This window comes from Nocardia sp. NPDC052254, from assembly GCF_040679495.1.
In the GTDB taxonomy this organism is placed as follows: domain Bacteria; phylum Actinomycetota; class Actinomycetes; order Mycobacteriales; family Mycobacteriaceae; genus Nocardia.
In genome coordinates, this window is record NZ_JBFAUW010000001.1 from 554,826 (window position 1) to 569,248 (window position 14,423).

At 67.3% G+C, this 14,423-nt stretch carries 13 protein-coding genes; 1 reads left to right on the forward strand and 12 read right to left on the reverse strand.

Annotated elements, in window-relative coordinates; genetic code table 11:
- Positions 1-2: 2 nt before the first annotated feature.
- The 5 genes from AB0L57_RS02530 to AB0L57_RS02550 form a co-directional block, all read right to left on the reverse strand.
- Positions 3-2,366: a CoA transferase gene (locus AB0L57_RS02530; RefSeq protein WP_364955890.1), complete on the reverse strand. Its 2,364-nt coding sequence runs from the start codon at positions 2,364-2,366 to the stop codon at positions 3-5.
- Positions 2,367-2,489: 123 nt separating this feature from the next.
- Positions 2,490-2,630 (reverse strand): hypothetical protein, encoded by a 141-nt coding sequence (locus AB0L57_RS02535; protein ID WP_364955893.1) that lies wholly within the window; start codon positions 2,628-2,630, stop codon positions 2,490-2,492.
- 19 nt (positions 2,631-2,649) lie between these two features.
- The gene (locus AB0L57_RS02540; RefSeq protein WP_364955896.1) at positions 2,650-2,799 is read right to left on the reverse strand and encodes a hypothetical protein; all 150 of its coding nucleotides are present in this window, start codon (positions 2,797-2,799) and stop codon (positions 2,650-2,652) included.
- A gap of 118 nt (positions 2,800-2,917) precedes the next feature.
- Entirely contained in the window at positions 2,918-3,658 is a 741-nt protein-coding gene (gene fabG / locus AB0L57_RS02545; RefSeq protein WP_364957248.1) for a 3-oxoacyl-ACP reductase FabG, read from the reverse strand.
- A 40-nt stretch (positions 3,659-3,698) separates the two neighbouring features.
- Positions 3,699-4,883, reverse strand: coding sequence for an acyl-CoA dehydrogenase family protein (locus AB0L57_RS02550; protein WP_364955899.1), 1,185 nt, complete (start codon positions 4,881-4,883; stop codon positions 3,699-3,701).
- A gap of 89 nt (positions 4,884-4,972) precedes the next feature.
- On the opposite strand from AB0L57_RS02550, the gene AB0L57_RS02555 reads away from it, so the two are divergent.
- On the forward strand, positions 4,973-6,190 hold the full coding sequence (locus AB0L57_RS02555) for a CoA transferase (RefSeq protein ID WP_364955902.1): 1,218 nt from the start codon (positions 4,973-4,975) through the stop codon (positions 6,188-6,190).
- Positions 6,191-6,285: 95 nt separating this feature from the next.
- Here the strand turns inward: AB0L57_RS02555 and AB0L57_RS02560 are convergent, their stop codons facing one another.
- From AB0L57_RS02560 to AB0L57_RS02590, 7 genes are all read right to left on the reverse strand, one after another.
- The gene (locus tag AB0L57_RS02560; RefSeq protein WP_364955905.1) at positions 6,286-7,785 is read right to left on the reverse strand and encodes a TRAP transporter large permease; all 1,500 of its coding nucleotides are present in this window, start codon (positions 7,783-7,785) and stop codon (positions 6,286-6,288) included.
- Complete coding sequence (locus tag AB0L57_RS02565; RefSeq protein ID WP_364955908.1) at positions 7,782-8,366, reverse strand: TRAP transporter small permease; 585 nt, start codon at positions 8,364-8,366, stop codon at positions 7,782-7,784. Before AB0L57_RS02565 ends, AB0L57_RS02560 begins: the two co-directional genes overlap by 4 nt.
- Before the next feature lie 238 nt (positions 8,367-8,604).
- Positions 8,605-9,897, reverse strand: a complete 1,293-nt coding sequence (locus tag AB0L57_RS02570) for an acyl-CoA dehydrogenase family protein (RefSeq protein WP_364955911.1) — start codon at positions 9,895-9,897, stop codon at positions 8,605-8,607.
- Positions 9,898-9,949: 52 nt separating this feature from the next.
- Complete coding sequence (locus AB0L57_RS02575) at positions 9,950-10,714, reverse strand: SDR family oxidoreductase (RefSeq protein ID WP_364955914.1); 765 nt, start codon at positions 10,712-10,714, stop codon at positions 9,950-9,952.
- A 36-nt stretch (positions 10,715-10,750) separates the two neighbouring features.
- A complete protein-coding gene (locus AB0L57_RS02580) occupies positions 10,751-11,512 on the reverse strand; it encodes an SDR family NAD(P)-dependent oxidoreductase (protein ID WP_364955917.1) in 762 nt (253 codons plus the stop codon).
- 44 nt (positions 11,513-11,556) lie between these two features.
- Positions 11,557-12,735, reverse strand: coding sequence for a thiolase family protein (locus AB0L57_RS02585; protein ID WP_364955919.1), 1,179 nt, complete (start codon positions 12,733-12,735; stop codon positions 11,557-11,559).
- A 48-nt stretch (positions 12,736-12,783) separates the two neighbouring features.
- Entirely contained in the window at positions 12,784-14,262 is a 1,479-nt protein-coding gene (locus AB0L57_RS02590) for a class I adenylate-forming enzyme family protein (RefSeq protein ID WP_364955922.1), read from the reverse strand.
- Positions 14,263-14,423 lie beyond the last annotated feature (161 nt).

Genomic DNA, 14,423 nt, shown 5'->3' on the forward strand with positions numbered 1-14,423 from the left:
GTTCAGGCTTCCTTCACGGCCGCCGTCGGCAGCTTGCACACGGTGTCCAGCAATGCGGCGATCTCGTCGGCCGAATAGCCGATCTCGCCGAGGATCTCGGCCGAATCCCGGCCCAGCCGCGGGCTGCTGCCCTTGAACCGGCCCGGCGTATCGGACAGGTGGATGACCATGCCGACTTCGCGTGACCAGCCGTATTCGGGATGGTGATATTCGACCACCCGGCCCGATTCGACCGCCCACTCTTCCCAGAGCAGTTCGGGCATGAGCGGATGGTCGAGCGGGATCTCGGCAGGCACGCCATGGCCGTCCAGCAGCGTAAATGCCTCTGCGCTGGTCAATTCCGCGAATCGGGTGGTCAGCGATTTCGCGAGTGCGTCGGCATTCGCCGCACGTGCCGCCACGCCGGTGAAGCGCTCGTCGGCGGTGAGGTCGGGCAGCTGCAACGACGCACCGAGCCGGCCGAACGCCGCATCTCCGAACACCGCGATCGCGATCCACCCGTCGGCGGTCCGATACAGGCGATACAGCGGCGACAACCCCATCTGCTCGGCGTCGAGCTGATGGGCGGGCACCGCGGCACCGTCCTCGGTCGCGGAGTGCTCGCTGATCACGAACAGGCTCGAATGCAGTTGCGGGCTCTCGACATACTGTCCGGCCCCGGTGTTGGCACGGTGGTGCAGGGCCAGCAGAACGGTGACGGCGCCGAGGAAGCCGTTGTAGAGATCCTCGTTGCCGATGACCCGGCGGATCGGCGCGTTACCCGCGCCCGCGCCCTCGAAATTCAGCCCCACCAGACCGGATACCAACGGCGCGAACGACTTCAGGGTCGACTTCGGGCCGCTCGAGCCGAATCCGGGGAGATAGGCGTAGATCAGGTCCGGATTGATCGCGCGCAGCTGTTCGTACCCCAGGCCGATCTTCTCGGCCTTTCCGGGACGATAGTTCTGCATGACCACATCGGCCTCGGCGACCATGCGGTGCGCGATCTCCTGCCCCTCGGCGGTCCGCAGATCCAGCGCGATGGTGCGCTTACCGCGATTGGCGCCCTCGAACAGGTCACCGAGCGGGCGCATCTGATCGCCGACCAGCGGCTCGATCTTGATCACGTCGGCGCCGAGGTCCGACAGCAGGCGCGCACCGAAACCGGTCGCGAAGTAGGAACTGAAGTCCAGAATCTTCACTCCCTGCAGCGGCGCGGTGACCGCATCGCCGGCCGGAGCGGGCGCCCACAGCGGCGAACGGGAGAGCTCACCGACACGCTCGGTGTGCGCGCCGACCGTGGGAGCGGGTTCCGGTGTCGCGGGCGCGGACTTCTCGAACCGGATCACCGGCCCGATCTGGCGCAGGGTGCCGTGTTCGGCGTCCGGCAGGTCGATCGCGACTCCGGCGAAGACCACCTGGTCGTCGTCGAAGGTCTCCTCGGGGTGCAGTACCGGCAGGGCGGCGATGTCGGCGGCGTGGAACAGCTCGAGCCATTCGTCGCGCGGCCGTGCCCGGAATGCCCCCGGCACCTGGTTGCGCGCGATGTCGAGTTCGACATCGTCGAGCGGCACCGCCATCTCCGGGCCGTCGATCGATTGGGTCTGCGCACCGAAACCGAGCAGATCCATCATTCGCTTGTAGGACCCCGGCCCACCGGTGTGCGGGATCAGCCATTTGCCGTCCGCGCACTGGAAAGGATCGGTGATCAGCCGTTTGTTGCCGAACCCCTTCTGATTTCCGCTGCGGGCGAGGTAGGAGATGTCCTTCTCGTTCCACCACCAGTTCATCGACGAGATCGCCAGCATCCCGTCCAGCAGCGAGGTGTCGACCTTCTGGCCGGTGCCGTTGAGCTTGCGAGCCCGTAACGCCGCGAGAATTCCGATGGTGGTGATGAATGCCGTGCCGTAGGAGACGGTCGGGTGTCCGAGGAAGATCGGCCCGTCCCGATGCCCCACCTGCTCGGCCATCTGCCCGAGCCGGGCGTTGAGCAACGCCTCGTAGCCGGGCCGGGCCGCCAGCGGGCCGTCGTTGCCGTAGCCGGTCACCGAGCAGTAGACGAGTTCGGGATGCAGCTCGTGCAACCGCTCGTAGCCCAGGCCCAGTTCCTGCGCGCGGCCGGTGCCGAAGGATTCGACGAAGACGTCCGCGCCGGCCAGCAGCCGGTCGGCGATCGCCCGGCCCTCGGGCGTGTTCAGGTCCGCCTCGACGCTCCACTTTCCGCGGTCGGTCGATTTGCGCAGGGCCGAATTCGCCTCCGCCGGGCCGCCCGGTCGCTCGAGTTTGACGACCCGCGCGCCGTAGTCGGCGAGCATCATCGTCGAGATGGCCGCCGGCATGCCCCAGCTCGCATCGATCACGACGAGTCCGTCGAGTGGACCAGCCATCTGAACACTCCTTCTGTTACGCGAGTACCGCACCGGTCGCGGCGCCTGGGCGCGGCGTCGACGGTGCTGTGGCACAAAGAAATTCGACCGGCGTGCCGAGATGTCCGGCCGGCGCCGTGGGCCCTAGTCCGAGGACGGGAGGGGTTTGGCGGTGAGCAGTTCCATGGGTGCTCCATGGCAGGTGAAGCGGCCTTCACCCTTCTTGACGCAGATGATCTGGGTCTCGCAGGTGGCGCAGGTGTAGCGCTTACCGATCTCGTTCATGGTCGTGTTCTCTCTCCGGTCAGCTACCGGCGAAGGTGATCTCGAGGGCAACGCCGCAACAGGTCAGCGCGGACCCGCCGGCCGTCGTGACGATCGCCTCCGAACCGCATTCGTTGCAGCGCAGGCGGCTCCCGCTCGAAGCCTGCGTACCGGGTGTGTTGTCGGACATCTCGGCTCCTTCACCGTGGATGCGTGCGGTGCGGCGGACCATGTCCACATCGCACCGCTGCGAAACGTTCTTAGATCACCATAATGATAGTCATGAATTAAGGCAAGAGGTTGGGCCGTCACATCTGACGGCCGCCCGTCACCTCGACGACGGCACCCGTCATATAGCTCGACATGTCGCTGGCCAGGAACAACACCACCGATGCGACCTCGCCGGGTTCACCCGCGCGCGCCATCGGGATGTCGGCCATCTTCTGTTCCCAGATGCGTTCGGGCATCGCCTCGGTCATCGGTGTGCGGATCAGGCCCGGCTGCACCGCGTTGACGCGGACGTTCTTGAACGCGACCTCCTTGGCGGCGGCCTTGGTCAAACCCACGATCCCGGCCTTGGCCGCCGAATAGTTGGTCTGCCCCAGCAGTCCGACCTTGCCCGAGATCGAGGAGATGTTGACGATGGCGCCGGCGCCGTATTCGCGCATCCGGTTCGCGGCCACCCGGGTACCGTTCCACGCACCTTTGAGGTGCACGGCGATCACGTCGTCGAAGTCCTGCTCACTCATCTTGCGCATGGTCGAATCCCGCGTCATACCCGCGTTGTTCACGAAGACGCCGAGCGGCCCGAACGTCGCTTCCGCGGCATCGACGGCAGCCTCCACCGCCGCGCCGTCACGGACGTCGCATCGCAGGTACCTGACCACATCCGGGCCGCCGAGTTCGGACTCGGCCTTCGCGCCCGCTTCGTCGTTGACATCCGCGAGCACAACCTTTGCGCCCTCGCGCACGAAGGTGCGGGCGATTTCGAGGCCGATCCCCTGCGCGGCCCCCGTCACGACGGCGACCTTTCCATCCAGCAGTCCCATCTCACTCCTGTTCATCCGTGGCTCCGATCAGGACGCCGTCTCAGCGTGCCGCGCCGGCCCGCTTCTTGGCCGCGTTCACCAGACCGCCGCCGACGATCAGGCGCTGGATCTCGCTGGTGCCCTCGTAGAGCCGCAGCAGTCGCACATCGCGGTAGATCCGCTCGACGGCCACCTCGCGCAGATACCCCGATCCGCCGTGCACCTGCACCGCGAGATCGGCTGCGCGCCCGACCATTTCGGTGCAGAAGAGTTTGGCCGCGGACGGGCCGATTCGCCGGTCCTCGCCGGAGACGTAGCGGGCGGCGACCTCGCGGACCATCGCGCGCCCGGCCATGACACCGGTCGCGATATCGGCGATCATCGCCTGCACCAGCTGGAAATCCCCGATCGCCGTACCACCCTGGGTCGCCGTCGCGGCGTAGGCGGTCGCCTCGTCCAGTGCCCGCTGCGCGGTACCCACGGACAGGGCCGCGATGTGGACGCGGCCGCGAGCCAGCGAGGTCATCGCGGCGCGGTAGCCGACATCCTCACTGCCGCCCACGAGTGCCGCCTGCGGCACGCGGACACCGGTGAAATGCACATCGGCGGTCCAGGCGCCTTCCTGTCCCATCTTGCGATCCTTGGGACCGACCTCGACTCCCGGGGTGTCGGCGGGCACGAGGAAGACCGCGATGCCGGTGCCGTTCTCATCGGCCGGCCGGGTCCGCGCGAACACGATGAACAGATCAGCCAGCGGAGCGTTGGTGATGAACCGCTTCTCGCCGGTGATCACCCAGTCGTCGCCCTCGCGGATCGCCTTGGTGCGCAATCCGGCCGGATTCGATCCCGCACCGGGCTCGGTGAGCGCGAACGAGGCGACGACAGCTCCGGAAGCGATGCCCTCGAGCCACCGCGCCTTCTGTTCGTCGGTGCCGAAGTTCACCAGCACCTGTCCGGCGATGCCGTTGTTGGTACCGAACATCGATCGCAGCGACAGAGCCGTATAGCCGAATTCCATCGCCAGCTCGACATCCTGGGTCAGGTCCAAGCCGAGGCCGCCCCACTCCTGAGGGATCGCGTAACCGAACAGGCCCATCGCCGCCGCATTCGCGCGAATATCGGCGGGAATGCTGTCGGTGTCCGCGATTTCCTGTTCCCGCGGCACCACTTGCTTGCGAATGAATTCGCGAGTCTGCGCGAGGATGTCAGCGAAATCTTCCGGTCCGACTGCCGAAATGCTTGCCATAGTGGAGAGTATGGCGCGCCAAATTCAGTGTGTCAAATGTTATGGTTAGATTCATTATCATTAATTGTTGACCAGCGGAGGATCGCTAGATGACCCCCACGAAACACCCGGACGATCGCCCGCTCGCCGGAGTCCGCATCGTCGAGATCTCGAGCTTCGTCGCCTCTCCCCTGTGCGGCCTCACGCTGTGCCAGCTGGGCGCCGAGGTGATCCGCATCGATCCGATCGGCGGCGCCGCCGACATCGACCGGTGGCCGGTGACCGCGGCGGGCGAATCGATCTACTGGACGGGACTCAACCGCGGCAAGCGATCGCTGGCACTGGACCTGCGCTCGGATGCGGGGCGCGACATCGTGCAACGGCTGGTGGCCGCACCCGGCGGCGGGGTTCTGGTGACCAATGCGGGTGGCCGGGACTGGATGAGTCACGAAACGCTGTCCGCGCTGCGCTCCGATGTCATCACCCTGGAGTTGCTCGGACGCCACGACGGGCGGCCCGCCGTGGATTACACCGTCAACGCCGCACTGGGATTCCCGCAGATCACCGGCCCGGCCGACTACGCCGGCGTGGTGAACCATGTGCTGCCGGCCTGGGATGTGGCGGCCGGCCTGCATGCCGCGCTCGCGGTCACCGCAGCGGTGCGGCGCCGCGAACTCACCGGAGCGGGCTCGCGGATCGTCCTTCCGCTCGAGGATGTCGCGCTGGCGACCGCGGGCGCGCTGGGCTACCTGACCGAGCCGCAGGTCAACGGAACCGGCCGCCCGGCCACGGGTAACGCCGTATACGGCACGTACGGAACCGATTTCGTCACCGCGGACGGCGAGCGATTCATGATCGTCGCGCTGACCTCGCGCCACTTCCGGGACCTCATGGCCCTGACCGGCACCGAAAAGCTCGTCGCCGCGGTGGAGTCGGCCCTGGGCGCCGACTTCGGCCGGGAGAGCGACCGCTATGAACATCGGGAGGTGCTCACCGGACTGTTCGCGCGCTGGTTCCGCACCCACAGCGCCGACGAGGTCGGCACGGCACTGGGTGCGTCGTCGGTCCTGCACGAGCGGTACCGGACCTTCGAGCAGGTCGTGGGTTCCGGAGATCTCGCGGCCAATCCACTGTTCGCCGAACTCACCCAGCCGCGGATCGGCACCTATCTCGCCGCGGCGGCGCCGGCTTCCTATGATGGCGCCCACCTGCACACCGGACCGGCGGCTCGGTTGGGAGCCGACGGCCGCGAGGTCCTGCGCGCGGTTCTCGCGCTCGGCGATGCGGAGATCGCCGAACTCGAGCAGGCGGGCGTCGTCGCGATCTGATGGTCCAGGCGGTCGGTTCCAGGCACCGACCGCACGACACCGGTCCGCACCGGAACGGGTTCCCGTTCCGGTGCGGACCGGTGGCCGCACCCGGCTCAGCCGCCGCTGGAGTGATCCGGCAGGAAGGTCGCGATCTCGGGGAACAGGATCAGAATCAGGACCACCACCACGGCCATCGGCAGGAACCACAGCGATGCCATGAACACGTCCTTGAGCTGAATGTTTCTGCCCAGGTTGACTTCCGGGTCCTTGGTTATCGAGTGGATGACCATCGCCAGTACGCCGACCGGCGGGGCCAGGATGGCCAGCTCCCCCATGAACACCGTGAACGCGCCGAACCACAGGAGCGAGATGTCGAGGTGCGCGAGCGTGGGGATCAGGATCGGGATGGTCAGCACCATCATCGGCAGCGGTTCCATGAACGCGCCGAGGACCAGATCGACCACCATCATCAGGAGCACGAATTCGACCCGGCCCAGATCCAGGCGCGTGATGATGTCGGCGAAACCGTTGCTGATGCCGCTGAGGATCATCATCCGCGACAGCGCCTCGACACCGACGAGGAGCAGGAACACCGCGCCGACCGTGGACACGGTCCCGATCGCGCCGTCGGTGAGCGCACGCAGCGCGCCGCCGGACCGGCCCTTGAGCGCGAACACCACGCCGACCGAGCACAGGGCCGCCACCGCACCGGCCTCGGTGGCGGTGAAGACGCCGGACAACATTCCGCCCACGATCACGAAGATCAGCACCGGAATAGGCCAGGCCTTGGCGAGGCTGTCGAACTTCTCCTTCCACGGCACCACCTCGGTGCTGCGGCCACGATTCGGGCCCGCCAGGTCCTTTCCGAACACCGAGTACAGGATGATCGCGATGCTGAACAGGATCGCCACGAGGATGCCGGGGCCGACGCCCGCCAGCAGCTGTTTGCCCACCGGCACCTCGGCGATACCCGCGTACAGCACGAGCAGGATGCTCGGCGGAATCAGCTGACCGGGCAATCCGGCGACGATCACCGCGCCGACCGCGAGCCTGCGGTCGTAGCCGGCCTTGAGCATCTCGGGAATGCCGATGCGCCCGAGCGCGTAGGCGGTTCCGGTGGTGGATCCGCTGACCGCGGCCAGACCGGCGCCCGCCACATTCGTGCCGACCGCGAGACCGCCGGGCAGCCAGCCCAGCCAGTGCCGGGCCACCGTGTACAGGTTCGCGGTCAGACCGGACTTCCACATCAGCAGGCCCATCAGGACGAACATCGGCACGACGCTCAGGGTCCAGCTGGCGACCTGGTGATAGGGCAGCGAGGACAGCGCACTGAATACGGTCTTCTCACCGCGCAGCGCATACAGTCCGGCGAAGGACGGGATCATCATCGTCATCGCGACGGGGACCCGCAGCAACAACAGCACCATCATCAGGACCAGGGCGGCACCGCCGATCGCCTGCGGCTGCAGGGGCAGGAAGATCGCGGTGCTCGACCCGATGAGCAGGACGACGAGTGCGCCGAATACGGTCCACGACCGGATGGTGTGGGTGCGGCTCGGCCCGACCGGCGGTGGGCCGATCGGCCGGTCCGCGGGGGCGGCAACGGTGGTCATTTCTTCTCCGAATCCGATGTCGTGCGGGCCGGGGCCTCGATCCCGCCGAGGGTGCCGTCGGTATCGGCGGCAGTGGTGTCGTCGTCCTCGGCGCCGCGCACCGCGCGCACCGCGGCGAAGCCGAGCTGTACCGCGAGCACCCCGAAGGCCAGCGGCACCAGGTAGAGCACCGGCCAGGACACGACCGTCGAGACGCCGGCGGTCTTGCCGATCTCGTGGGCGTGGCGCGCCGCTTTCAGCCCGAACCACGCGAATCCGCTCATCACGATCAGTGCGAGCAGATACCCGGCGCACAGCACGGCCCGCCGAATCCGCCGTGGGAAGTAGTGGGTCACCAGGTCGGCGACGATGTGCTCGCCGCGCGACTGGGCCGCCATGAATCCGAGCAGCGCGATGATCGGCAGGTAGATGTACTGGGTGATCTCGAGGGTGTTCTGGATGGGATGTGAGGCGAACGTCCGCAACAGGGCGTTGGCGGTCACGTGAATCATCATGACGAAGAGCACGACGACCGCCGGGACCTCGATCAGCAGGCGCAGCCTGTCCGGCCGTGCGCTCGAAGCGCTCGATGATGCGCTCATGGAAACTCCGCGGGAATTGAGGGGAATGAGGTGGGGCGGCGCCCGGCCGGAATCCACACGGTCCGTTCGCCGATGACGCCGTCGTGACCCACGTCACCGACGACCTGATCATCATTCGCCCGAATTGGGTCAATTGTCAATATTTCATGCGAATCATTTGCAGAAAAAGGGTGGACGCACGAAACCGCAGGGTGACTCACCATCGATGAATCACCCTGCGGCTCAGGAGACATCCGGCCTACTCGGCCATGTCACGCAACTCCGCCGCGAACTTCTCTCGCGCCAGATCCTCGAGTGCGGGCACGTGGTAGCTCGGGAACAACCCGTCGTGCGGGGTCGCATCGCGCAGCAGCTGACGGGCCAGCCCGATCTTGTGGATCTCGGTCGCGCCGTCGGCCAGGCCCATGTGATAAGCCTCGAACAGCCACTTGCCCAGCGGAAGTTCCTTGGACACCCCCAGTGAGCCGTGCAGCTGCACGGCGCGCGAAGTCACATCGAGCAGCACCTTGGGCATGGCCGCCTTGACCGCGGCGATGTCCTTGATGACCTTGCGGTAGTCGTTCTCCTTGTCGATCCGCCACGCGGTGCGCAGCACCAGCAGGCGGAACTGCTCGAGTTGCACCCAGGAATCGGCGATCATCTCCTGCACGAGCTGTTTGTCGCCCAGCCTGCTCCCGCGCGTCGTGCGCGAGACGGCGCGCTCGAGCATCATGTCGAGCGAGCGCTGCACCAGGCCGACCGTGCGCATCGCATGGTGGATTCGACCGCCGCCCAGCCGGGTCTGCGCCACCTCGAACCCCTGGCCCACCCCACCGAGGATGTGATCCTTCGGGATTCGCACATCGGTCCAGCGGGTGTAGGCGTGCGTGCCGACCTCGTAGTCGTGGCCCCACACACCGGTGTTGCGCACGATCTCGAGCCCCGGAGTCTCGGCCGGGACGATGAACTGCGACAGGCGGCGATGCGGCTCGGCGTCGGGATCGGTCACCGCCATCACGATGTAGAACGAGGCGAAACGCGCATTCGATCCGAACCACTTCTCGCCGTTGATCACCCACTCGTCACCGTCGAGGACCGCGGTCGTCTCGAACTCGACCGGGTTGGACCCGCCCTGAGGTTCGGTCATCGCGTAACAGGAGACGATCTTGTTCTCGATGAGCGGCTCGAGATACCGCTGTTTGAGTTCGGGAGTGCCGTAGTGGGCGAGGATCTCGGCATTACCGGAGTCGGGCGCTTGGGCTCCGAACACGATCGGCCCGGAGTGGGTGCGTCCGACGATCTCGTTGAGCAGGGCCAGTTTCAGCTGGCCGAACCCTTGTCCGCCCAGTTCGGGGCCGAGGTGGGTCGCCCACAGCCCCTGCTCCCGGACCTTGTCCTGCAGCGGTGGAATCAGCTTCTGCCGCAACGGATCCTTCAGGTCCCACGCATGGGTGATGACCTGGTCGATCGGCTCGACCTCCGTAGTGACGAACTCGTCGGCCCAGTCGAGTACCTTCCGATACTCGGGGTCGGTTTCGAATCCCCAGCTCATGTCGTGGTTCCTCATCGGTTGGTAGGGAATATGTCTCGGGTGCGGGCGATGATCAGCGCATCGCGGTGCGACCGCCGTCGACCGGCAGGATCGCGCCGGAGGTGTAGGTCGCACCCGGGCCGGCGAGGTAGAGCGCGGCACCGATGATCTCGTCCGGGTTGCCCGCACGGCCCAGTGGCAGCGCCGCCATCTTCTCGGCGACCACATCCATGTCCCACGCCTTGCTGATATCGGTGAGAAACGGACCGGCCATGATCGCATTGACTCGCACCGCCGGCCCGTAGGCCTGGGCGAATCCCTTGGTCAGGACGTTGAGCCCGGCCTTGGCCGCGGCGTAGGGCAGATCGTCGGGGGTGGGCCGTTGCGCCGCGATCGAACTGATGTTGATGATCGACCCGCCCGCGCCCGCGGCCATCCGCGGCGCGATCAACGTCGTCAACCGGAACGCGCCCTTGAGATTGACGTCGAACACCTTGTCGAACAGGGCTTCGGAGACCTCTTCGAGATTCGGGTACAGCGGCGACATCCCCGCGTTGTTGACCAGGATGTCGACCCGGCCGAACTCGTCGTAGGCGCGGGTGACCAACCGCTCCTGCGCATCCCAGTCACCGACGTGGCACGCCACCGGCAGCGCACGCCGTCCGGTGGCGGCGGTGACCTCGGCCGCCAGCTTCTCGCAGCTGTCGAGCTTGCGGCTGACGATGACCGTGTCGGCGCCGGCGTGTGCGAACGCGAGCACCATCTCGCGGCCGAGTCCCCGGCTACCACCGGTGACGAGGGCGACCTTACCTTCCAGCGGAAGGGTCGGAGCTGTCATCGTTGTACCTCCTTGTCGGGCACGGGATCACCGCGATCAGCGCGGTGCCATGCGGATGGCGCCGTCGAGCCGGACAACCTCGCCGTTGAGCATGGGGTTGGACACGATATGGGCCGCCAGTGAACCGAATTCCCGGGGATTCCCGAGCCGGCTGGGGTGCGGGGTCTGCGCCCCGAGGGACGCCTTCGCCTCGTCGTTGAGACCGGCCAGCAGTGGGGTGTCGAACAGTCCCGGCGCGACCGAGACCACCCGGATCGCCAGGGAGGCCAGATCGCGGGCCAGCGGCAGGGTCATCCCGGCGACGCCGGCCTTCGAGGCGGCGTAGGCGGCCTGCCCGATCTGTCCTTCGAATGCCGCGACCGATGCCGTGGTCACGATGACACCGCGCTCCTCGCCGTCGAGGTCCAGGCGCGACATCCGCTCGGCGGCGAGCCGCACCACATTGAAGGTGCCGATCAGGTTGATCGTCACGACGCGGGTGAAGACATCGAGGGGGAACACGCCCTGGCGGCCGACCACCCGCAACGACCGCCCGGTGCCCGCGCAACTGACGACCGCGCGCAGCTCGCCGAGTTGCTCGGCCGCATCAAGCGCACTCGCCACCGCGGTCTCGTCGGTGATGTCGGCGGGGGCGAAGACGGCGCCGGGCCCCAGTTCGGCGGCCACCGCCGCGCCCTGTGATGTCGGCAGATCGAGCAGCACCACCTTCGATCCCGCGTCGAGGAACTGTCGTGCCGTCGCGAGTCCGAGACCGGACGCGCCGCCGGTGACGACTGTGACCTTACCGTTGATATCCACGAATACGCCTTCCCCGGCCGCGGCCGGAAATCGTTGCCGAATGGTCAGATACGTTCGATGAGCAGGGCATTGGCCATCCCGCCGTGCTCGCACATCGTCTGCAGGCCGTATCGCCCGCCGGAGCGCTCGAGTTCGCCGACCATGGTGGCCAGCAGTCGCACGCCGGAGGCGCCGATCGCATGTCCGAGCGAAATCGCGCCGCCGACCGGATTGAGCCGCGCGAGATCGGCCTCGAATGCGCGGGCCCATGCCAGTGGCACCGACGCGAACGCCTCGTTGACCTCGTAGGCGTCGATGGCATCGATCGACAGGCCGGTGCGGTCGAGAATCTTGCGGGTGGCCGGGATCGGCGCGGTGAGCATGTACAGCGGGTCGTCACCGGCCACCGCGAAGTCGACGAAGCGGGCGCGCGGCGTCAGGCCCAGCTGCGCGGCCTTGTCCTCGGACATGATCAGTGTGGCCGCGGCCGCGTCGGTGAGCGGTGAGGAGTTGCCGGGAGTGATCATCCAGCCCAGGTCGGGAAAACGCTGTGCCGACTCCTCCGAATAGAAGGAGGCACGCAGCGCGGCGAGGCTCTCGGTCGTCGTGGTGGCGCGGATCGTCTCGTCCACGGTGTGCGCACCCTCGGGCGTCGCGACCGGCACGATTTCGCGCTCGAAGTGCCCGGCCGTGGCCGCATCGGATGCGCGCCGATGCGATTCGAACGCGTAACGGTCGACATCGTCGCGGTCCAGTCCGTACTTGCGCGCGACCAGCTCGGCCGCCACGCCCTGGCTGATCCAGCCTTGCGGATATCGTTGTGCGAGAGCCGTTCCGACCAGATCGCCGCCCATCGGCGCGGTACCCATCGGCACCCGGCTCATCGATTCGACACCGCAGGCGATCACCACGTCGTAGGCGCCCGCGAGCACACCCTGCGCCGCGAAGTGAACGGCCTGCTGACTGGAACCGCACGCCCGGGTCACCGTGGTGGCGGGCGTGGATTCCGGCAGACCGGCGGCCAGGGCGGCGGAGCGGGTGATGTTGCCGGCCTGCTCCGACGCCTGGCTGACACAGCCACCGATGACGTCGTCGACGAGCACCGGGTCGATGTCGTTGCGCGCCATCAGAGCGCGCAGCACATCGGCCAGCAGATCGATCGGGTGCACGCCGGACAGCGCGCCACCGGCTTTGCCCCGGCCCGACGCCGACCGCACGACATCGACGATCACGGCATTACGCATGGAAACTCCTTCAGAGATGTGACACCCGGGGGGTGATGTGCGAGCGGCTCAGCCCGCGACCCGCGTGACCAGGTCGCGGCGCACCAGCTTGCCGGTGGCGGTCCTGGGCAGCTCGGACACGAACACGACCTCGTCGGGCGTCCGGGAGCCGCGCAGGCGTGCACGGCACCACGTCCGGATCTGCTCCGCATCGGCATGGCCGTCGCCGATCGGCACGATCACCGCGCAGATCCGCTCTCCCCATTCGTCGTCGGGAACGCCGATGACGGCGACCTCGCGTACGTCGTCGTGGTGGACCAGGACGTCCTCGATCTCGGCGGGGGCGATGTTCTCCCCGCCGCGGATGATCGTGTCGTCGGCGCGGCCGCCGATGTAGAGATATCCGTCCTCGATGCGGGCGCGGTCCCGGGTGGGGAACCAGCCCTGCGCGTCGAGAGCCGAGCCCTTACCCATGTATTCGCCACTGACCTGGGCACCGCGCACCCACAGCAGCCCGGTCTCGCCGTCGGCGAGAACGGTGCCGTCCTCGTCACGGATCTGGGCTTCCATCCCCGGCACGATCCGCCCGACCGACGACAACCGGCCGCGAATGCCCGGATCCGCCAGCGCCTCGCGATGATCGTCGGGACCGAGGACGGCGATGGTCGAACTGGTCTCGGTCAGTCCGTAGGCATTGACGAATCCGGTCGCGGGGAAGGCCGCCAGTGCGCGCTCGAGCACGGGCTGCGGCATCCGGGCGCCGCCGTAGGCCAGCGAGGCCAGCGCGGGCGCATCGCCCGGCGCGCCGTCGAGATGTTCGACCACGCGCGCGAGCATCGTCGGCACCACCATCGCACCGGTGATCCCCTCGCCCCGGACGAGATCGAGCCACCTCTGCGGTGTGAAGTCCGGCAGATACACCATCCGGCGGCCCGCGTAGACGTTGCTGAGCACGGCACCCATCCCCGCGATGTGATAGGGCGGCGTACTGACCAGGGTCGCCTCTTCCGCTGCGGCGGAACCGAATTCGACCGTGTTGAGCAGATAGGACAGCAGATGCTGGTGGCGCAGCAACACGCCCTTGGGCGCCGAGGTGGTGCCACTGGTGAACAACACCACCGCGGTGGTGTCGTCGGGCGCCACACCCGCCACGGCCGGCCCTTCCGAGGCGGCGAGCTCGAGGAACTGGGCACTCGTGAGCACGGTGTCCGCAGCGCCGTCGAGGTTGTCGCGATACGCCGGATCGGCGACGATCAGTGGCCGCTCCAGCTGCCCGATCAATTCCCGCAGCTGATCGGCGGCGAGCCGATAGTTCAGCGGTGCGATCGGTACCCCCGCCCGCGCCGCCGCGAAGGTCAGGACCGGCAGCACCGGGCCGTTGACACCGACGAAGACCACATGCGCGGCGCCGTACTCGTTCAGGACCGCGGCACCGCGCGACGCGGCGTCACTGAGCTGCTGGTAGGTCATCCCGGAGTCGCGCCGGCCCACGGCCGGCCTGTCCGGATGGACCGATACAGCCATGTCCAGAACCATTTCGATACCCATTGCACCACCTGGTGAGAACTCTTGGATTGTGGATGTGCGCCCGAGGCGCCGAGCCGTGTGCGGCAGGAAACATCCGGGGCAGTCTGTGGCAAACGATAACAACTATGCGCCCCAATTTGAAATAATTCATGACAATAGTTCGTAGGGATGTGTTAGCTTCG